This is a genomic window from Sulfitobacter sp. F26204 (assembly GCF_026410305.1).
GTDB lineage: Bacteria > Pseudomonadota > Alphaproteobacteria > Rhodobacterales > Rhodobacteraceae > Sulfitobacter.
On sequence record NZ_JAPMLQ010000006.1, the window covers coordinates 1 to 17,862 of the forward strand.

The window sequence follows — 17,862 nt, forward strand, 5'->3', positions numbered from 1 at the left end:
CCAGCGTTGGTCGTTGGATTTTGTCTCCGACGCCTTCGAAGATGGGCAGCGGTTCCGTGTGTTATGCATTGTAGATGACTGCACCCGTGAGGCGCTGGCAACTGTCGTGGATCGTTCTTTGCCCGGGGATGAGGCATCTGATATACCCAAAGACCTTGCTCAACCCGCCATACATGTCTGACCGGTAGCGCCAAAAATTCCTGCAATCACGCCATTGGCCGCGGCTTCAATGTCGGCGTCTTCGAATACGATGTTCGGTGATTTTCCACCCAGCTCCAGTGTCACACGCGTGAAATTTTCAGCGCCAGCTTGCATCACACGTTTGCCAGTTTCGTCCGATCCGGTGAACGCGAGTTTATTGATGCCCGGATGTTTGGAGAGAGCTGCCCCGGCCTCGGCACCGCCAGTCACGATGTTGATCACGCCGGGGGGAAAGCCAGCTTCTTCGAACAGTTGAGCAAACCGGAGGGTCGAGGCTGGCGTGTGCTCGGATGGCTTCACGACAAGCGTGCAACCCGCAGCCAGTGCAGGGGCCAGTTTAAACCCCAACAGCAGAACCGGTGAATTCCAAGGGGTAATTGCACCGACTACACCAATCGGTTCATGGCGCGTGTAAATGTGAAAGTTAGGACGCTCAGAAGGGATGAACTCGCCGCCGATTTTGTCCGCTGCTCCCGCGAAATAGTACAACCACTCTGGAAGATACTTTGCCTGTGCAAGCATTTCCTTATAAAGTTTGCCGTTGTCGGTGCTTTCAACTTGGGCAATTTCTTCTGCGTTCTCTGCAATAAGGTCTCCGAGGCGGCGCATCAGTTTGCCGCGCGCCTGTGCACTCATCGAACCCCATTCGCCATCAAACGCGGATCTGGCTGCCGTCACAGCCGCATCAATATCTTGCGCACCACCATCAGGCACATTGGCCCAAACCTGGCCAACATATGGGTTTTCGGATGGGAGCACTTTTCCAGATTGAGCCCCAACCCACTCACCACCAATGAGCATTTTTAATTCTTCAACTGCGCCTGATCGCTTATCCAGCATCGCATTTCCTCCCGTGAAACATCATTTGCGGCAATGTGGCGAAACCAGTTGTTTTGGTGTCGCGGTTCTTGCCTATTCGAGGTTCATGTTGAGTTTTGCGAAATCAGAAAGAAATAGGTTAATGTGGAAGTTGGATTTTCAATATCGGAAAATGATGGCCAAAATTTCCCAAAACTTATTGATTTTTGAAACCTTAGGGGGCGGTCTTGATCAGGCCTTGCAATTGATCTGAGTGGCGGTTGATGACTGCAACGACATGGTCTGCAACCACCTTTACGCGCCGAGAAGCGGCAAGGTCACTATGAACCACCAGCCAAATCGGTTGGTCAAGTCCGACATCTTTCTTGACCGCTTTCAGCCCAGCGTCCGCTGCAATGAAATGTGGCAGAACCGAAAGCCCTAGCCCTGCTTTTGCTGCAGAAACCTGTCCAAGCAGCGAGGTTGTCACAATCGCCGGAGCATCGCCTTTTAGTTGGCGTTCGATCCATTGGGCAGCAGGTAACATCTGTTGCCGCTCTGACCAGCCGACATATCGATCGCGAGATATTGGGTTGCCAGGCATTTGAGTTGCCTCCGCATTCGCTTTGGGAGCTTGAGGAAAAGACCGTGATCCATAAAGGCCGTATCCAAGAATACCTATCTGACGCACTGTCAGGTTGCCACGCTCGGGCCTGACCATGCGCACTGCCAGATCGGCGTCGCGTCGGTGTAGGTTAGACGTCGCAATATCAGTTAGGACTTCAATGCTCAGCCCCGGATTGGCTTCCAGCAATTCCGGCAAACTCGGAATGATGAACTGGTTTGCTAGGTTTTCAGCCGTTGCCAGTCTGACATGGCCTGTTGCCTCTGCCTCGAATGCGGCATCGGCACGGAAACTTTGCGCTGCTTCTTCCAAGGCTTCAGCACGCGGCAGCAATGCCTGTCCTTCGTCGGTCAGTTTGTAGCCAGATTGGTGACGCACAAACAAGGGCACACTCAAAGCGTGCTCAAGCCGCTCTATCCGTCGTGAGATTGTGGCAATGCCCACGCCCAGCAGCTTGGCCGCTGCCGTCAACGTGCCGGTGCGAGCGATGGCTAAAAATGCCGGGGCGTCATCAAGGTTCAAGCGGTCCATAGGGGTTCCATATACGGAAACCAGACTTCCACATCCAGCCATTTATCTTTCGTTTGCGGAAATGCGAGTTAGGTCTTTGAAATGGAGAACAAAATGCAGAACAGAACTCTTTCGCCAGACCTGACGGTAAGCGCCATTGGCCTTGGCTGTATGGGCATGAGTGAATTCTATGGCCCGCGCAACGATGACGAATCTCTAGAAGTTTTGCACCGAGCTGTTGATTTGGGCATCACCTTTTTCGATTCCGCTGACATGTATGGATCGGGTCACAACGAAGAGCTATTGGCAAGGTTTTTGGGACAAACCGATGCCAAACCCACAATCGCGACCAAATTCGGCATCAGACGCGATCCGGGCGAATATGCCCGTTCATTGGACAATAGCCCGACTTACGCGCGCGCTGCCTGTGAGGCTTCGCTGAAGCGATTGAAGCTGGATCACATTGATCTTTATTATGTACACCGCCTTGATCAGAGCCGACCGGTCGAAGATGTGATGGGAGAGCTTTCGCGTTTGGTTGAAGAAGGGAAGATTGGCCATATCGGCCTGTGCGAGGTGAGTGCAGAAACCTTGCAGCGCGCCCATGCGGTTCACCCTGTATCTGCCCTGCAAACCGAGTATTCATTGTGGAGCAGAGATGTCGAAGACAGCATCCTGCCGATGTGCAAAAAACTCGGGATTGGGTTTGTCCCTTACTCTCCACTCGGGCGCGGTTTCTTGACCGGGACATTTGATAAATCGACCGAATTTGAGGGTGGTGACTTCAGGGTCGGGCTGCCACGGTTCGCACCAAACAATATAGAACAGAATCGTGGGATGGTTCAGGTCCTGCGAGAAATGGCGCGAGACAAAGATTGCACACTGGCACAGCTCGCGCTCGCTTGGGTTTTGTCAAAAGGTGACAATATCATACCCATCCCAGGCACGCGACGTGTAAAGTATCTAGAAGAGAACGCGGCATCGATCAGTGTTAACCTATCCCAGACTGAGATTAGGCGATTGGAAGACACATTGGAGAATGTCGAAGTGCACGGGCAACGTTATACCGAAGAAGGTATGAAGGGCGTAAACGCATGAACCATTCCGTTGGGTCTACGCGCCGCACGGCTGCTTTGCAGGTTCTCGAACAACTTGAAGCTGGGGCACCGGATAAAGTTGCGCAAAACCTGGATGAAGTCGCACCAGAGTTGGTCGAAATTGTCCTGGGTTTTGCTTTCGCTGATGTCCTGTCGCGGCCTGACTTGGACCTTGCGTCGCGCGAAATGTGTACTGTCGCAGCGCTAACCGCTATGGGAACAGCCAGCGGGCAGTTGGAGTTTCACATTCGTGCTGCGATGAATGTGGGGGTGACAAAAGAACAAATCATCGAAATCATTCTCCAAATGGCAGTTTACGCGGGAGTCCCGGCATGCATGAACGGAATTGCAGCCGCCAAGCGCGCATTTGCTATCGTAGACAATAAAACACAGGCCTAGCAATCTTCTAGTCTGTTGATCAAAAAAACCTGTGGAACATGTGATTGCAGCGCCAATGATATAGAACTGAGCGACTTTAGCGGAAAATACCCAACAAAATATCACTGGACGATCACTAGACTTGATTATTCGGCCGTGAACACCGCACTTATCAATATTATAACCTTGATGGGCGCGGAGGTCCAATTGGGATCTGCAGTTAATAGAAACGGTGGTGGAATACTCTTTGCTGCTCTAATTGCTCTATTTTCGCCGCAAATGGCGAAAGCCTATCAGGTCGACTGCGCCATTCTGCTTTGCCTGGCTGGTGGGTGGCCTGCGTCAGTAGAATGCGCTCATGCCCGTGCCGTGTTCATCCGTCGGATCACGCCCTGGCCGATTGAGCCGCCGTTGCAAATCTGGCGTTGTCCGATGGGTGTTTCTCAGCGTGCGCCTTTACAAAGTACGGCCCCGAAAATTTTGGAGGCCAGCAACCAAACAGGTCAGGCGCTAGGCCAAGTCATTTTGGCACAGGTGGTCGAAGGCGGAGCCGATATCGACATCAGTGGCTTGGAATTCGACTTCGTACGCTCGATCCGCGTTTGGGATGTGCGGCATTACAGCCACCGTGAACGCGGTCGCGACGATGATTGCTCTGAAAGTTACAACATGCGCCTCGGGACCTACGGCACGCAGGGCGAATTCGGCTGGCAGCGCACGACACCAGCGGCCGCTCCTCAATGGGTCCTGCCGTCACGGCGCTGTTCGTCATCGAATTGGCGGCGTGGAGTAGGTGTCGAATGGGTAGATCATGAGGGCAACCACGGATATGAGTGGGTGGCCTACTAAGGCTATTCGCCGATGTCCTTCATACGTTCCGCGATATCGCCCGCAATGCGCTCATACAGGGCGGCCTGCTTGTCTCGAGGTGTCCCAGGCTTTGGGTTTCTCCGGCGGATGCGCTTGGCGAGCCAGAAGAGCAACCGCGCGGCGGGATCTTCTAATTTTTCCGGCACAGGGGCTGGATAGTTTTCTTCGAGGAGGGCAACGACCTCAGCATTCATGCTGCGGTGGTTGGCTTCGGCCGCGAGGCGAATCCGATCGCGCAGGCCGTCGGGGAGCCGCACGATGAATTTCTCCTGATTTTGAGAGCTTTGTTCTGGCATAGTGGCACTGTGCCATAAATTTGAATTGACGCAATAATGGCTAAATGCCACTATTGGGGTGTGATTTCAATCTGGAGGCGTTTCATGAACAATCGTAAACCAATGCAGCTTCGGCTTCCACAAGAGCTAAAGGAGTGGATCAAGGCGGAGTCCGATCGAAATGGTAACTCTCAAAACTCTGAAGTAATCCGCGCAATTCGAGCGGCGAAGGACAGGCGTTCCGGCCCTGGTGTGATTGGAAATATCACTATGGATCAGGGCGATAATGCGCGTTGTTAACTGTGTGAGAGGGGTGTCGATACCATGACCAAAACAAGTGTGCAGACGAAGGCAAAGCAAGCGGCCTCGGCTTTTATCCGCGAGGCGCGGGAGGCAGGATGGCAGCGTGCGAAGTTCGAGATCAAGCCCGATGGCAGCGTCATCGTCGATGCCAACATGGTCGCGCCGGAGGCAGCTGACGACTTCCTCAATGGTGATTTGAGAATGGGCGAATGACTCGCAAGAGCCTGCCAAAATACGTCTACAATGACAGGGGTTACCTACGGTTCATCCGGCGATCGCGCGGCATCTCCGTTATGATGCACGAGGAAGCGGGCACGCCGGAATTTTGGGATCACTACAATCGCCTGTTGAAGGGAAAACCAGCGCCAGCGCCGGTGAAGCGAAATTTCGAAGCACTGATCCTCAGCTATTATGAGAGCGATGCCTACAAGAAGTTGAAGCCCCGCACGAGATCCGACTATCGGAGGTACATCAGCCACATTCGTGAAATCTGGGCCGAGAAAGACCCAGCGAGGATCGAAACCCATCACATTTATGAATTGCACCGGGCAAATGCGGATCATTGGCGGCAAGCCAACTATCTTGTCCAGGTCATGGTCGTCTTGATGAATCACGCCCGGTTGATCGGCTTCATCAAGAAAGAGCACGGCAATCCGGCGAAGGGTATTCCGCTTTTCAAGCAGCAAAGCGAAGGTTGGGAACCGTGGCCAGACGATGTTCGCGCTGAGTTCGAAGCGCTGGCTTCAAAACGGGCACGGCTGATCTACGAGCTTTGCGTTGGCACAGGCCAACGTATTGGCGATGTCGTGAAGATGAAGTGGGAGCACTTTTCCGATGAAGGTTTCGATTTCACACAGGGCAAGACCGACAAACCGCTTTGGATCCCTTTGACAGACCGGCTCAGAGAGCATCTGAACGTCAGCGAGCGTGGTGAGGGCACGGTCGTAACCAATACCAAAGGGCAGCCCATCAGTTATCGTATCGTTGCCGAAGAAATGCGTGCGATCAAAAGGAAGATGAAACACGAAAAGGCTGGTTATTACAAAACCCACGGTCTGCGGAAGAATGCGACGATCGAGCTCTACTTGGCAGGGTGTGATGACGAAATGGTCAAGGCTGTCACCGGTCACTCAGGCGTTGAGATGCTCAAAAATTACGGTGGGCCGATCCGGCAAAGGGAACTGGCGAAGCGCGCTCAAGAGGCAAGAAATCAAATGGAAAGAAGCAAGACCGAAACGTGAAAGTTTCAACGGTTGTTTCAAAAATGGCAGTGAAGGAGAGGAAGGATGACGCAAGTCATTGAAAATATTGGAGGCGAGTACCGGAATCGAACCGGTGTACACGGATTTGCAATCCGCTGCGTAACCACTCCGCCAACTCGCCGACCGGTGGTTTTTGCTTGCTATATGATCCCCTTTCCCGCTGCAAGCCGGATGATGCGATAAACTGCACCAAGAGGGCGTTGCTGAGGGTCGCGTGATGTGGCACATCTGGGGGATTAGAATCTGAACGGATGAGTCTAGCCAAATGAATGATTTCACCGCCCGACGCATAATGATGGTTGATACGCAGGTGCGCCCGTCCGATGTGACCAAATTTCCGATCATCGATGCAATGCTTACCGTACCGCGCGAAGAATTCGTGCCCGCGGCCAAACGCGAAACGGCGTATATGGGCGAAAACATTGATCTGGGGCAGGGGCGCATTTTGCTTGAGCCGCGCACATTGGCAAAGATGCTCGACGTTTTGGCCATTTCAAATACCGAACTGGTGCTCGATATCGGCTGTGCCATGGGCTACTCTGCCGCGGTGATCGCCCATATGGCAGAGGCGGTCGTCGCCGTCGAGGAAGACGAGGCCATGGCCGTAGAAGCGCAGGAAGCCCTGGTGCATGCAGGCGCAGACAATGTTGTGGTGCATACCGGTCCTCTGGCCGAAGGTGCGCCCGAACATGGTCCCTATGATGTGATCGTGATCGAAGGGGGCGTCAGCGAGGTACCGGAAAAGGTTGTGGACCAGCTCAAGGATGGGGGCAGGATCGCGGCACTCTTTATGCAGGGAGAACTGGGCGAAGTCCGTGTCGGTTATAAACGCGGTGGGGAGGTCAGTTGGCGCATGGCCTTTAATGCGGCGGCACCGGTTCTGGAGGGGTTCCAGCGCGAGAGTGCTTTTGTCCTTTGACGTTTTGAGGTCTGCGCGACGCAGGCAGTGGTGTAATAACAAAGAGGTCACGAGACCCATGCGGATCGACAAAATACAATTCGGAAAGCATCTGTTGGCCGGTGTCTGTGCCCTTGGTCTGGCGGTCTTGGCACCTCGAGGGGCCGCGGCTGAAACGCTGGCCGATGCCCTGGTCGGAGCTTATAATCATTCGGGGTTGCTGGAACAGAACCGCGCCTTGTTGCGCGCCGCGGATGAGGATGTCGCGATTGCAGCGGCCACGCTGAAACCCGTCCTGCGCTGGTCTGCCAGTCTGACGCAGGCATTCGGGCGTGTGCGCACCTCATCGTCACCGGTAACCATCGACAATGATAACCTGACCGCCGCGGTCAACCTTGTCGGTGAATTGGTGCTTTATGATTTCGGATCTCGCCAGTTACGGGTCGAAGCATCCAAAGAAAGCGTTCTGGCCACCCGCGAAGCACTGATCGAAATCGAACAACAGGTTTTGTTCCGCGCGGTGCGGGCCTATATGGGCGTCATCGAAGCATCAGAATTCGTAGCGCTCCGCCAGAACAACCTGCGGCTGTTGACCCAGGAATTACGTGCCGCCCAGGACCGATTCGAAGTCGGCGAAGTGACGCGCACTGACGTCGCGTTGGCACAGGCCCAACTGGCACAAGCCCGCAGCGGTTTGGCCCAGGCAGAGGGTAACCTGCTTTCTGCAACCGAAGAATACCGCAATGTCATCGGGCGCAAACCCGGTCGTCTGCAACAGCCTCCCGGATTGCCCAAAATCGAATCCAGCGTGGACAAGGCCAAGGCGATTGCCGTACGCCGGCATCCCTCCTTGTTGGGGGCACAACATCAGGTTGCTGCGGCTGATCTGCTGGTCCGCGCAACCGAAGCAGATATGAAACCGACCGTCAATCTCACGGGTCGTCTGGGCCTGACCGAAAACCTGAATGCCAGGGATTTCAATCGTGGTGGATCAATCGGGATCGAAGCGGGTCAGACAATCTATCAGGGTGGATCATTGTCGGCGACAGCCCGCCAGGCACGCGCACGCGCGGATGCGCAGCGCGGCAACCTGCATGTGGTGCGTCACGATGTTCAGCAAACCGTTGGAGATTCCTATGCCCAGTTGACCACGGTAAAGGCTCAACTGGAGGCATCGGAACGTCAGGTGCGGGCAGCAAGCATCGCTTTTCGCGGGATCCGCGAAGAGGCCACATTGGGAGCGCGGACAACGCTGGATGTCCTGGACGCCGAACAGGCGCTGCTGAATGCACGCTCATCACAGGTTTCCGCGCGCGTCAGCGTCTATGTCGCCGCCTATGGAATATTGGTCAGCACAGGCCGTCTGACAGCCAAGCAGCTGGGCTTGCCGGTCCAGATCTACGATCCCGCAGCCTATTACAATCTGGTCAAAGACAGCCCAGCGAAGAAGTCCAAGGAAGGGCAGAAACTGGACCGTGTGTTGCGGGCGCTGCAAAAAGACTGACAATTTTGCGCGCCCCATTGTGTGAAAAACAATCCGAGGTTAGTTTGATCACGAGAAAAGAGTGGTAAAAACTATGTCCGACCCAGTCACAAATGCTGAGGTAGAGGATGTGCTATCTTCGATCCGCCGTCTGGTGTCCGAAGACAAGCGTCCTGTACAGGTACCTTTGAACGAGGCCAAGAGCGCCGCAGTCAAGCCTGCTGTGGAACCGAGAAAGGATCGTTTGGTTCTGACACCGGCGCTGCGTGTCACTGATGCGCCGCGAGATACCGCCACCCCAGACAACAGCACCGCAGCCTCGCAAGAGACTGATACCGAAGAATCCCTTTTTGAGGCACCTCGTGACGGCGAAAACCGACTGGGTGCGACCGACAGAAATGATGGAATTGAAATCAACAGCCTGGTCAGCGATGATTCCCCGCTCGACCTGCCGGGTGGCTTGTCCTCAACTCAACAGGCCACAGACAAAGCCGATGTCTCGGCGGATGAAGACGATCAATTTTTCGATGATCTGTCGCAGGATTATTCTACTGATCCATATAACTTTGACGACGATTCTGACAACGATGGCGACAGCGATGATGATTTCAACCTGCGCCATTCAACGGATCAACAGAGACCGCCCGAAGGACCCGAAGACGATCAGGACGACGACGTAACTCTGGTTTCCGAGACTGAGATTCTGAAAGCGGACAAGGCAGAGGTCGCTGAGTCCAATCAGAGGGCGCAAAACGAACGGCTGGACGAAACCGGATCAGAGATGGAAAAGGCGGAATCAGCGCCGGGAGAGCAGTCGACGACCGATACGTCCATGGCCCAGTCACCGCAGGCTGCGCAAAAGGCCGCTACCTTGACGGCAAAGATCGCCGCGCTGGAAACGGCGATCGGTCAGATTTCCGAGACATGGGAACCCGACGACGCAGGCGAAAGCGATTACGCTGGCAGCGAACCGGAGGCGATGGCCTGGGAAGACGATGAACAGGAGGTGTCGCTGCGACGCAAAGACCGCGCCAGTGCCGACTTGGCTGCCGACGATGCCGGTTCTGCCGGTCCAGAAACCACGCAATCATCTGCCGAAGAGTTTTTCGCCAAGAAGCAACCGGATGCGCAAAGCCCGGCAAAGGCCGATATGCTTCATGAGCATATGACAGACGCCGGAGAACGGCAGGACACTGATGCCCAGCCAGAACCGGATGCTGGGCAATCTGCAGATGAAGACCCGGAATTTACGGCCGCACCGCTTGAAGACCGTTTGGGATATTCCGATGAAGATCAACTGATCGACGAAGAAGCGCTGCGTGATCTGGTGTCAGATATTGTCCGTCAGGAATTGCAGGGTGCCTTGGGCGAACGCATCACCCGCAATGTGCGCAAATTGGTGCGCCGCGAGATTCACCGCGCCTTGACCGCGCAGGAGCTTGAGTAAGAGAATACTCCCGGTTGGCGATCATACCTCGCCAGCCATTTCCAACATCAGGTCTATATCAAAATACTCTTCTATATGTGCCGCAAGGGCGTCGAGGGTTGCCTCAACGCCTGTTTCAAACGCCACCGACGAAGCAACGCCGAATTGCGCCAGATAGGCGGCGCGAAAGCTGTCCGAACTGAAAAGCCCGTGCATGTAACATCCTTGAACCAGACCATTCAGGCTGGTGGCACCTTCGTCCTTGCCGTCAAACGTCAACCATGACGCTGCAGTGTCTGGTCCGGTTGTTTCACCGATATGAATCTCATACCCTGACAGGGATGTACCGCTAGCGGGGTGATTGCCCTGCTTGAGCGACAAATGTTTGATCGGTGCCATCACGGTTTCAACGTCCAGATGTCCCAATCCCTCGACGCTACAGGGTGGGCCTTCGATCCCTTGGGGATCCGCGATGCGTTTACCCAGCATTTGATAACCGCCGCAGAGACCCAATACACGACCACCCCGCCGGATATGGGCGGCAAGATCGGTATCCCATCCCTCGGCCCGCAGCGCAGCGAGGTCGGCAATTGTCGCCTTGCTACCAGCGAGTATGACAAGATCGGCATCTCCAGGCAGCGGGCTGCCGGGCATGATGATACGCAGATCAACGCCAGATTCCGCTGCCAAAGGATCCAGATCATCGAAATTGGAAATCCGGGGCAAGCGCGGCACCGCAATGACACATCCCGCGCCGCCTGAACGCGACCGCGCGGGGAGGTCCATGACGTCTTCTGCGGGCAACCGATGTGCGCCGTCAAACCATGGGATCACGCCCAAGCAGGGCCAACCGGTTCTTTTGGCAATGTCATCGCGACCGGCATCAAACAGGCTTCGGTCTCCGCGAAATTTGTTTACGGCAAAGCCGCGCACCTGCGCATTGTCAGCGCTTTGCATCACTGCCTGGGTGCCGACGATCTGGGCAATGACACCACCGCGATCAATGTCACCCATCAGGATCACCGGCACATCCGCTGCAGTGGCAAAACCCATGTTTGCGATGTCGCCGCTGCGCAGGTTTGTTTCCGCAGGGCTGCCTGCGCCTTCGATCACAATCAAATCGCATTGTGTGGCCAGCCTGTTGAATGAGTCCAGAACCCGTGGCATCAGGGCTGCCTTGTTCCTGCCAAAGGCTGTGGCCTCCTGATGGCCGGCAATCTGCCCTTGAACGATGACTTGTGCCCCGGTAGCGGATTGAGGTTTCAGCAGGACAGGATTCATGTCCGTATGTGGTGCAACCTCGGCGGCGCGCGCCTGCAACGCCTGGGCGCGGCCGATCTCACCACCGTTCGACGTGACGGCTGCGTTGTTGGACATGTTTTGCGGCTTGAAAGGGCGCACCTTCATGCCACGGCGCACACAGGCGCGGATGATCCCAGCCACGATCATTGATTTTCCGACATTGCTGCCGGTGCCTTGAATCATGATGGCTTTGGTCATGTGGAAGCCTATTCAGTTTGGCAGCAGGCTGGTGATCATGTCCTGCCCACAAACGAAAAACACAGCCCCAAAGGGCTGCGTCTTTTCTCCCGTACTGGGATACCTATTAAGCGGCTTCTGCCTGTTGGGCAGCGTGGCGACGTTCCGATTCTTCGCGTGAAAGAGCAACGGATGTACGGACGCCTTTGCCGACAAAATCCATCAGTCCGGCCACAACGCGCTCGTTCGGGTCAATGCCCGCACAGCTCAATACTTCGCGGCCATCGCGGGAGCGTGCCCAGCGGGCGATCTGCTCTGGGCCGTTGCCATATTTCTTGTCATCAGCGATTGCATCATCCAGTGCTGCCAGTACAACAGCGGCGAAAAGCTTGCGAGCGCGATTGCCTTGCTCATTATTGAAAGCGGTGCCGTCAACGAAATCTCTCAACTCGTCGTCCTTTCGATTATTCTTGCTCTTGTCATTCGGGCGTGACGCTTCTTATGACCGATATACATCGATTCGGATACATCTTATTCGCATAGCAGCCATGCGGAGAGCGCATGCCCGATGATGAAGTCCGACAATATATCGCGAGCTTGCAGGGTTCCTTAACGCCAGATATAGGGTGCGTTATAATTTCATCAACCTTTTGCCTAGGTTTTGCCACATGCCCAAAATTAACGGAAACGAGATTCGCCCCGGTAACGTGCTGGAACACAACGGAGGCCTCTGGGCCGCGGTCAAAGTGGACCACGTTAAGCCCGGCAAGGGCGGTGCCTTTGCTCAGGTAGAGCTGCGCAATTTGCGCAACGGCTCCAAACTGAACGAACGTTTCCGCTCCGCGGACAAGGTCGAAAAAGTGCGTCTGGAACAAAAGGATCAGCAATTTCTCTATGAAGACAATGGGATGCTGGTTCTGATGGATACAGATACCTATGATCAGGTTCAGCTGCCTTCGGATCTGCTGGGCGAACGCCGTCCCTTCCTGCAAGACGGGATGATGGTTGTGGTAGAGTATAACGGAGATGAGCCGTTGAACGCCTCATTGCCGCAAAAAGTGGTCTGCAAGATCGCTGAAACAGAACCTGTGGTCAAAGGTCAAACAGCGGCGAATTCCTTCAAACCGGCGGTTTTGGACAATGGTGTTAAGGTTTCAGTGCCGCCTTTCGTAGGTCAGGACGAAGAAATCGTGGTAAATACAGAGACAATGGAATACGTCGAACGCGCCTGATATATGCCCAAGCTGGCGGATTTTGCTGACGCGACGTAAATCATATTAACGTTAAAAAAGCGTCACGGATCGAGGTTGGAAAGACGCTTTTCATGAAATCCTATACATTTTACGGGACATCGGCACGCGTAACCACGGCATCTCCTGCCTGCATCTGGCCGGTTGCGCGGTCAAATCGCAAATAGGCAATGCCCATTCCCCGGGCTTGTGTGAACAGGGTTCCTGCGGTTTTGCCCGCGCTTGTCAGTTCGGTTCCCACGGGCGCGCTGCCCTGCACATCGACCTGCGCCAACCCCTTGCGCAGCTCGGTCTTGTGTTTCATCCGTGCTGTAACCTCCTGACCGACATAACATCCCTTGCGAAAATCGACACCGTTCAACCGTTCAAACCCGGCTTCAAGGATGAAGGTGTCCGGAGTCAGTTCGATCCCGGTTTCCGGCACCAGATGGGCGACACGCAAAGCATCCCAGTCAGTACTGTCGTCAGTTTGGGGTGCGGCCCGATAGCTGCGCCAACCCAATGCTTCGCACCGAGGATCGGCAAATCCATCGGCAGGGCGCGCGCCCAGTCCACGGTGCAGATGCAGTTCCGTCGTGTCGATTTCGACAGCGGCACGCAGTTTATACATCGACAACCGCTGAACCAGCATGTCAGCCAGACTCTCAGCCACATCCAACAGGACATCATCGGCACTGGATACCAAAAAGAAATCTGCAAGGTATTTCCCCTGCGGCGTCAACATCGCTGCATAGACGATTCCTTGCGTTAGTTTGGCGATGTCGTTTGTGATCAAGCCCTGCAGGAAATCATGTGTGTCTGGCCCGCTTAGACGTAGGATACGGCGCTTGGTCATGGGCTGTCCTTTCAAGGTTCAGATCGCATATAGTGTTCCCACGTCACGTCAAAAGGGGCAAGCATGCGCGCGCCAATCTCTGTCATCATTCCAACGCTGAACGCCGAGAAGACATTGTCCAAATGCCTGGAAGGCTTGATGGAAGGGGTAGAAGCCGGGCTGATCCGTGAATTGATTGTCGCGGACGGGGGGTCATGTGATGCCACCGGTGCCATCGCTCAGGCATGGGGGGCCGAGATCCTGCAAGGCGTCGCATCCCGTGGCGGGCAATTGCGGCTTGGTTGTGCCGCGGCACAGGCGGAGTGGATGTTGGTGATTCACGCAGACTCGGTGTTGCAGCATGGATGGTGCAAAACAGTGCGTCTTCATCTGACAGATCCCGATCGCGCAGGTTGGTTCCGCCTTGCCTTTGAACATGCCGGTGTCGCCGGAAGGTTGGTTGCGGGATGGGCCAATCTTCGCAGCCGGCTGGGTTTGCCTTACGGTGATCAGGGGCTGCTGATTTCGGCGGAGCTATACGCCCGGATTGGTGGCTTTCCCGACCAGCCGTTGATGGAGGACGTTGCAATGGCGCGCCAACTCTCCGGGAAATTGACACCTCTCGAGGGCGTTGCCCGTACCAGTGCAGACAAATACATCGCGCAAGGCTGGATCAAGCGCGGGTCGCGAAACCTCTGGACCTTGATCCGGTATTTTGCAGGTGTCGATGTTGAAAAGCTCGCCGCTGGTTATCGACCCTAGCCAAAGAGCCTGCGCCACAGACTGAGTTTTGCAGCAGGTTTGCCCTGTTGCGAGCCTTGAATGCGCATCCGGCTTTTGGGCGCAGCTTCTGGCTGTGCCCCGTCCCGAAACTGCAAACGGTACAGATCTGCATAGAGGCCGCCGCGTTCCAGCAGTTCCTCATGTGTGCCCTCGTCCACGGTGCGGCCTTTGTCGAGCACGACAATTCGGTCCGCGCTGCGGATTGTCGCCAGACGGTGGGCGATTACAAGGGTTGTGCGCCCCTTTGAAAGTCGATCAAGCGCCGCCTGAACAACTTGTTCGGATTGCGCATCCAGAGCGCTGGTTGCCTCGTCCAGCAACAAGATCGGCGTATCGCGCAACAGGGCGCGGGCAATGACGACACGCTGGCGCTGACCGCCTGACAGGGCGGAGCCACGCGGGCCGACAAGGGTTTCCAGCCCCTTTTCCAGTTTGGGCAGAAAATCGGCAACATGTGCGGCGTCCAACACTTCTTGCAATCGTGCCTCGCTGACTCCCTTGTGATCCAGAACGATGTTTTCGCGCAGGGTCGCATCAAACAAGAGCGCCTCTTGCGTGACGACAGAGAACAACCCGCGCAGGGCGTTCAGCGACAGGTCCGTCGTGGGCACACCGCCGAGCGTGGCGGTACCGGCCTGTGGGTCGATCAAGCGTGTCAGGACATTGAAAACCGTCGATTTCCCCGCACCTGACGCCCCGACAAGCGCGGTGGTTTCTCCGGCTCTTGCGGTAAAGCTGAGCTGGTTCAAGACTCTGCTCTCGCCATAGGATAAAACGATATTGTCCAATACGATTTCCGGTGTTCCTGTCGGGGCTGCAATCGGGGTGGCCGGGTCCTGCAACAGCACCGGCGCGTCCAGCAGTTCACGAATGCGTTCCAGCGCGGCAGCAGCAATCTGCCAAAGGCCGGCGATGCCCCCCAACCGGCGCAACGGGCTAAAGGCGAACCCCATCGCGGTAAAAAAGGTCATGAACTGCCCGATGGTTTTATCGCCCGAGATGATCTCGGATCCGCCATAGAGGATCACGGCCATGAACCCGATCCCCGACAGAATATCGACCATGCCCGGAATCGCGGAATTGCCAAAAGCAGCGCGGACTTCGGTGTCAATGAACCGTGCAGTGAGGCTGCGATACTGTCGCGTCTGGTAGGCTTCAAGTGCGTTGAGTTTCACCTGAACGATCCCATGAAAAACCTCGTCCAGCCGTGTGGCAAGATCGGCACCGAGGTCGCGCGCTTCGCGCGCACGCTTGCGGACAAACCGCTGCGCCATAGCGGCGGGCAACACCATCACCGGAATGCCGATACAGGCCATCAGCGCCCAGATCGGATCAATTGAAACCGCCACGCCCAATAGGACCATCAGGCCGATGAAGTCCCGGCCTGCACCGGTGATCACGGCGCGCCAGACATCACCAACCGCATTTACGTCCGATTGAACCCGCTGGATCAGAAAACCGGGTGGATGGCTTTGATGAAAGGCACCATCCTGACGCATCATCCGTTCCAGCAGATCAATGCGCAAATCAGCCGCCGTGTGCTGCGCCACCTTGCTCAGCAATACTTTCTGGCTGACCCCGGCAATTGCGCGCAAGACAAAAATCCCGATCAAGGTCAGTCCGACCCAGATCAACGCATCTTCCTGCCCTGCGACAAACACCCTGTCGAACATCGGTTCCATCAAACGCGCGAGGGCACCCAGGCTACTGCCTTCGATCACCATGAACACCAGCGCAAGTGCCATCATGCCAACGTGCTTTTTCAAGTAGTCCCGCCACAGCCAGCTCAGCAACTCTTTGGAGGTATAGCTCTGATCATTCATAGGGAAACACACCACCCGGTTCGAAAAAACTGTCCCAACCTCTAGTCCCGTGACCGCTTCGGGGCAAGCAAAGCGTTCTGGTGTTGACGCTAGCCCGCGCAGGCCTAAGGTCGCCCTGATTGATGTTGCCAGAAGGCCTTGTTATGAAACCTCCCTCGCTTGCACATGGTCGGTCCTACCTGGCCATTCCCGGTCCTTCCGTCATCCCGGATGTCGTGTTGCAATCCATGCACCGCGCCGCGCCGAATATCTACGCCGGTGAACTTGTCAACATGATGCCAGGCTTGACTGCCGATCTGAAAAGGGTCGCCGGCACAAAGCATCATGTTGCGATGTATACCGGCAACGGCCACGCCGCATGGGAAGCATCGCTTGCCAATATCCTGGCACCGGGTGACAAGGTGCTGGTCCCGGCCACGGGCCGTTTCGGCGTTGGTTGGGGGGAAACAGCGGCAAGCCTTGGGGCCGAGGTCGAAACCATCGACTTTGGCAAGAGATCCCCGATGGACATGGGCCGCATCGAAGAATTGCTTCGTGCGGATCGGGCGCATCAGATCAAAGCAGTGCTGGCCGTGCATGTGGATACCTCAACCTCGATCCGCAACGATATTGCCGCCCTGCGCCGGGCCATCGACGCCGCCGGACACCCGGCGCTCTTGATGGCTGATTGCATTGCGTCTCTGGGCTGTGACCGTTTCGAGATGGATGCCTGGGGCGTCGATGTGATGGTGAGCGGGTGCCAGAAAGGCTTGATGGTGCCACCGGGGATGAGTTTCGTCTTTTTCAACGACAGGGCAGAGGCCGCACGCGCCAGATTGCCCCGCGTCAGTTGGTATTGGAATTGGACCCCGCGCGCCCATGCCGAGGAGTTTTTTCAATATCACGCGGGCACAGCGCCGACGCACCATCTCTATGGCCTGCGCACAGCACTTGATCTGATCCACGCCGAAGGCATTGAAAACGTTTGGTCCCGCCACGCCGTACTTGCCCGGGCCGTTTGGGCCGCCTGCGAAGCATGGAGCACGGTCGGGAGTTTCGCCATGAACGTCAGCGATCCGGCACATCGCAGCAACGCGGTGACCTCCCTGCGGCTGCAATCACCCGATGCCACGGCCCTGCGTGACTGGGTAGAAAGCCAGCTTGGCCTGACGCTGGGCATCGGTCTTGGCATGGCGACACCAGGTGATCCGGCATGGCACGGCTTTTTCCGGTTGGGTCACATGGGGCATGTGAACGGGCAGATGATCATGGGGATGCTGGGCGGGATCGAAGCCGGCATGCAGGCACTCAAGATCGCACATGGACCCGGCGCACTGGATGCCGCAGCAACGCAGATTGCGCAGGCCCAAGTCGTCAGTCCCGCAAGATCGCAATCCGCGTAATCAGCTTGTTGAGAAGCCAGCCGGTGGCAGCAACGGCAGGTATGCCCCAGATGGCCCAGATCACGATGAAAACCCAGGTGATGTTCACACCGAACATGACCACGCAGGCATGGGTAAAATTGGGGGCGGCAGGGCGGTCAAAAGTATTGCGCATTGAAATCTCACCTTCACTATACGGCCAACTATAGCTTGATTACTTTGCAGG

The 17,862-nt window shown here is 55.9% G+C and carries 20 protein-coding genes, 1 tRNA gene and 1 pseudogene; 13 read left to right on the top strand and 9 right to left on the bottom strand.

What is annotated here, in order from left to right; genetic code table 11:
• Positions 1–127 (top strand): annotated as a pseudogene (locus OS190_RS14090) (IS3 family transposase); the annotation flags it as partial.
• A 32-nt stretch (positions 128–159) separates the two neighbouring features.
• Here OS190_RS14090 and OS190_RS14095 read toward each other — a convergent pair.
• A complete protein-coding gene (locus tag OS190_RS14095) occupies positions 160–1,041 on the bottom strand; it encodes an aldehyde dehydrogenase family protein (RefSeq protein WP_267159362.1) in 882 nt (293 codons plus the stop codon).
• A gap of 193 nt (positions 1,042–1,234) precedes the next feature.
• Entirely contained in the window at positions 1,235–2,155 is a 921-nt protein-coding gene (locus tag OS190_RS14100; protein ID WP_267159363.1) for a LysR family transcriptional regulator, read from the bottom strand.
• A 93-nt stretch (positions 2,156–2,248) separates the two neighbouring features.
• On the opposite strand from OS190_RS14100, the gene OS190_RS14105 reads away from it, so the two are divergent.
• From OS190_RS14105 to OS190_RS14115, 3 genes are read left to right on the top strand one after another with little or no spacing between them, the layout of a single operon-like run.
• Positions 2,249–3,232: an aldo/keto reductase gene (locus OS190_RS14105; protein ID WP_267159364.1), complete on the top strand. Its 984-nt coding sequence runs from the start codon at positions 2,249–2,251 to the stop codon at positions 3,230–3,232.
• Positions 3,229–3,630, top strand: a complete 402-nt coding sequence (locus tag OS190_RS14110; RefSeq protein WP_267159365.1) for a carboxymuconolactone decarboxylase family protein — start codon at positions 3,229–3,231, stop codon at positions 3,628–3,630. Before OS190_RS14105 ends, OS190_RS14110 begins: the two co-directional genes overlap by 4 nt.
• Before the next feature lie 15 nt (positions 3,631–3,645).
• On the top strand, positions 3,646–4,458 hold the full coding sequence (locus tag OS190_RS14115) for a hypothetical protein (protein ID WP_267159366.1): 813 nt from the start codon (positions 3,646–3,648) through the stop codon (positions 4,456–4,458).
• Between the two features lie 2 nt (positions 4,459–4,460).
• On the opposite strand, the gene OS190_RS14120 is transcribed toward OS190_RS14115, so the two are convergent.
• A complete protein-coding gene (locus tag OS190_RS14120) occupies positions 4,461–4,775 on the bottom strand; it encodes an Arc family DNA-binding protein (protein ID WP_267159367.1) in 315 nt (104 codons plus the stop codon).
• A gap of 102 nt (positions 4,776–4,877) precedes the next feature.
• Between OS190_RS14120 and OS190_RS20575 the strand changes: the two genes are divergently transcribed.
• From OS190_RS20575 to OS190_RS14130, 3 genes are read left to right on the top strand one after another with little or no spacing between them, the layout of a single operon-like run.
• Positions 4,878–5,054, top strand: coding sequence for an Arc family DNA-binding protein (locus OS190_RS20575; protein ID WP_416237413.1), 177 nt, complete (start codon positions 4,878–4,880; stop codon positions 5,052–5,054).
• A gap of 24 nt (positions 5,055–5,078) precedes the next feature.
• Positions 5,079–5,270, top strand: coding sequence for a hypothetical protein (locus OS190_RS14125; protein WP_267159368.1), 192 nt, complete (start codon positions 5,079–5,081; stop codon positions 5,268–5,270).
• Positions 5,267–6,298 carry a site-specific integrase gene (locus tag OS190_RS14130; RefSeq protein WP_267159369.1) on the top strand — a complete coding sequence of 344 codons (1,032 nt, stop codon included), beginning with the start codon at positions 5,267–5,269 and terminating at the stop codon, positions 6,296–6,298. The genes OS190_RS14125 and OS190_RS14130 overlap by 4 nt, the downstream gene beginning before the upstream one ends.
• A 68-nt stretch (positions 6,299–6,366) precedes the next feature.
• Here the strand turns inward: OS190_RS14130 and OS190_RS14135 are convergent.
• Positions 6,367–6,440: transfer RNA gene (locus OS190_RS14135), tRNA-Cys, on the bottom strand.
• A gap of 144 nt (positions 6,441–6,584) precedes the next feature.
• On the opposite strand from OS190_RS14135, the gene OS190_RS14140 reads away from it, so the two are divergent.
• The 3 genes from OS190_RS14140 (at position 6,585) to OS190_RS14150 (ending at position 10,147) form a co-directional block, all read left to right on the top strand.
• A complete protein-coding gene (locus OS190_RS14140; RefSeq protein WP_267159370.1) occupies positions 6,585–7,238 on the top strand; it encodes a protein-L-isoaspartate O-methyltransferase family protein in 654 nt (217 codons plus the stop codon).
• A 58-nt stretch (positions 7,239–7,296) separates the two neighbouring features.
• Positions 7,297–8,721, top strand: coding sequence for a TolC family outer membrane protein (locus tag OS190_RS14145; RefSeq protein WP_267159371.1), 1,425 nt, complete (start codon positions 7,297–7,299; stop codon positions 8,719–8,721).
• A 73-nt stretch (positions 8,722–8,794) separates the two neighbouring features.
• Positions 8,795–10,147 carry a hypothetical protein gene (locus OS190_RS14150; protein ID WP_267159372.1) on the top strand — a complete coding sequence of 451 codons (1,353 nt, stop codon included), beginning with the start codon at positions 8,795–8,797 and terminating at the stop codon, positions 10,145–10,147.
• Positions 10,148–10,168: 21 nt separating this feature from the next.
• On the opposite strand, the gene OS190_RS14155 is transcribed toward OS190_RS14150, so the two are convergent.
• Both OS190_RS14155 and OS190_RS14160 read right to left on the bottom strand, forming a co-directional pair.
• On the bottom strand, positions 10,169–11,626 hold the full coding sequence (locus tag OS190_RS14155; protein ID WP_267159373.1) for a cobyric acid synthase: 1,458 nt from the start codon (positions 11,624–11,626) through the stop codon (positions 10,169–10,171).
• Positions 11,627–11,732: 106 nt separating this feature from the next.
• Positions 11,733–12,053 (bottom strand): DUF6280 family protein, encoded by a 321-nt coding sequence (locus OS190_RS14160; protein WP_164355141.1) that lies wholly within the window; start codon positions 12,051–12,053, stop codon positions 11,733–11,735.
• Positions 12,054–12,273: 220 nt separating this feature from the next.
• On the opposite strand from OS190_RS14160, the gene efp reads away from it, so the two are divergent.
• Positions 12,274–12,837, top strand: a complete 564-nt coding sequence (efp, locus tag OS190_RS14165; RefSeq protein WP_267159374.1) for an elongation factor P — start codon at positions 12,274–12,276, stop codon at positions 12,835–12,837.
• 109 nt (positions 12,838–12,946) lie between these two features.
• On the opposite strand, the gene ygfZ is transcribed toward efp, so the two are convergent.
• Positions 12,947–13,690 carry a CAF17-like 4Fe-4S cluster assembly/insertion protein YgfZ gene (ygfZ, locus tag OS190_RS14170; protein WP_267159375.1) on the bottom strand — a complete coding sequence of 248 codons (744 nt, stop codon included), beginning with the start codon at positions 13,688–13,690 and terminating at the stop codon, positions 12,947–12,949.
• Positions 13,691–13,753: 63 nt separating this feature from the next.
• Between ygfZ and OS190_RS14175 the strand changes: the two genes are divergently transcribed.
• Entirely contained in the window at positions 13,754–14,431 is a 678-nt protein-coding gene (locus tag OS190_RS14175) for a TIGR04283 family arsenosugar biosynthesis glycosyltransferase (protein ID WP_267159376.1), read from the top strand.
• Here OS190_RS14175 and OS190_RS14180 read toward each other — a convergent pair.
• On the bottom strand, positions 14,428–16,275 hold the full coding sequence (locus tag OS190_RS14180) for an ABC transporter ATP-binding protein (RefSeq protein ID WP_267159377.1): 1,848 nt from the start codon (positions 16,273–16,275) through the stop codon (positions 14,428–14,430). The two genes, OS190_RS14175 and OS190_RS14180, sit on opposite strands and share 4 nt — an antisense overlap.
• A gap of 143 nt (positions 16,276–16,418) precedes the next feature.
• Here OS190_RS14180 and OS190_RS14185 point away from each other — a divergent pair, with 143 nt between their 5' ends.
• A complete protein-coding gene (locus OS190_RS14185) occupies positions 16,419–17,657 on the top strand; it encodes a pyridoxal-phosphate-dependent aminotransferase family protein (RefSeq protein WP_267159378.1) in 1,239 nt (412 codons plus the stop codon).
• Here the strand turns inward: OS190_RS14185 and OS190_RS14190 are convergent.
• Positions 17,629–17,811 (bottom strand): hypothetical protein, encoded by a 183-nt coding sequence (locus tag OS190_RS14190; protein ID WP_267159379.1) that lies wholly within the window; start codon positions 17,809–17,811, stop codon positions 17,629–17,631. The two genes, OS190_RS14185 and OS190_RS14190, sit on opposite strands and share 29 nt — an antisense overlap.
• Positions 17,812–17,862 lie beyond the last annotated feature (51 nt).

Excerpts from the sequence above, each read along its gene's own strand:
- OS190_RS14095 (WP_267159362.1), bottom strand. The coding sequence starts at position 1,041 with ATGCTGGATAAGCGATCAGGCGCAGTTGAAGAATTAAAAATGCTCATT.
- OS190_RS14100 (WP_267159363.1), bottom strand. The coding sequence starts at position 2,155 with ATGGACCGCTTGAACCTTGATGACGCCCCGGCATTTTTAGCCATCGCT.
- OS190_RS14105 (WP_267159364.1), top strand. The coding sequence starts at position 2,249 with ATGCAGAACAGAACTCTTTCGCCAGACCTGACGGTAAGCGCCATTGGC.
- OS190_RS14110 (WP_267159365.1), top strand. The coding sequence starts at position 3,229 with ATGAACCATTCCGTTGGGTCTACGCGCCGCACGGCTGCTTTGCAGGTT.
- OS190_RS14120 (WP_267159367.1), bottom strand. The coding sequence starts at position 4,775 with ATGCCAGAACAAAGCTCTCAAAATCAGGAGAAATTCATCGTGCGGCTC.
- OS190_RS20575 (WP_416237413.1), top strand. The coding sequence starts at position 4,878 with ATGCAGCTTCGGCTTCCACAAGAGCTAAAGGAGTGGATCAAGGCGGAG.
- OS190_RS14125 (WP_267159368.1), top strand. The coding sequence starts at position 5,079 with ATGACCAAAACAAGTGTGCAGACGAAGGCAAAGCAAGCGGCCTCGGCT.
- OS190_RS14130 (WP_267159369.1), top strand. The coding sequence starts at position 5,267 with ATGACTCGCAAGAGCCTGCCAAAATACGTCTACAATGACAGGGGTTAC.
- OS190_RS14140 (WP_267159370.1), top strand. The coding sequence starts at position 6,585 with ATGAATGATTTCACCGCCCGACGCATAATGATGGTTGATACGCAGGTG.
- OS190_RS14145 (WP_267159371.1), top strand. The coding sequence starts at position 7,297 with ATGCGGATCGACAAAATACAATTCGGAAAGCATCTGTTGGCCGGTGTC.
- OS190_RS14150 (WP_267159372.1), top strand. The coding sequence starts at position 8,795 with ATGTCCGACCCAGTCACAAATGCTGAGGTAGAGGATGTGCTATCTTCG.
- OS190_RS14155 (WP_267159373.1), bottom strand. The coding sequence starts at position 11,626 with ATGACCAAAGCCATCATGATTCAAGGCACCGGCAGCAATGTCGGAAAA.
- efp (WP_267159374.1), top strand. The coding sequence starts at position 12,274 with ATGCCCAAAATTAACGGAAACGAGATTCGCCCCGGTAACGTGCTGGAA.
- ygfZ (WP_267159375.1), bottom strand. The coding sequence starts at position 13,690 with ATGACCAAGCGCCGTATCCTACGTCTAAGCGGGCCAGACACACATGAT.
- OS190_RS14175 (WP_267159376.1), top strand. The coding sequence starts at position 13,754 with ATGCGCGCGCCAATCTCTGTCATCATTCCAACGCTGAACGCCGAGAAG.
- OS190_RS14180 (WP_267159377.1), bottom strand. The coding sequence starts at position 16,275 with ATGAATGATCAGAGCTATACCTCCAAAGAGTTGCTGAGCTGGCTGTGG.
- OS190_RS14185 (WP_267159378.1), top strand. The coding sequence starts at position 16,419 with ATGAAACCTCCCTCGCTTGCACATGGTCGGTCCTACCTGGCCATTCCC.
- OS190_RS14190 (WP_267159379.1), bottom strand. The coding sequence starts at position 17,811 with ATGCGCAATACTTTTGACCGCCCTGCCGCCCCCAATTTTACCCATGCC.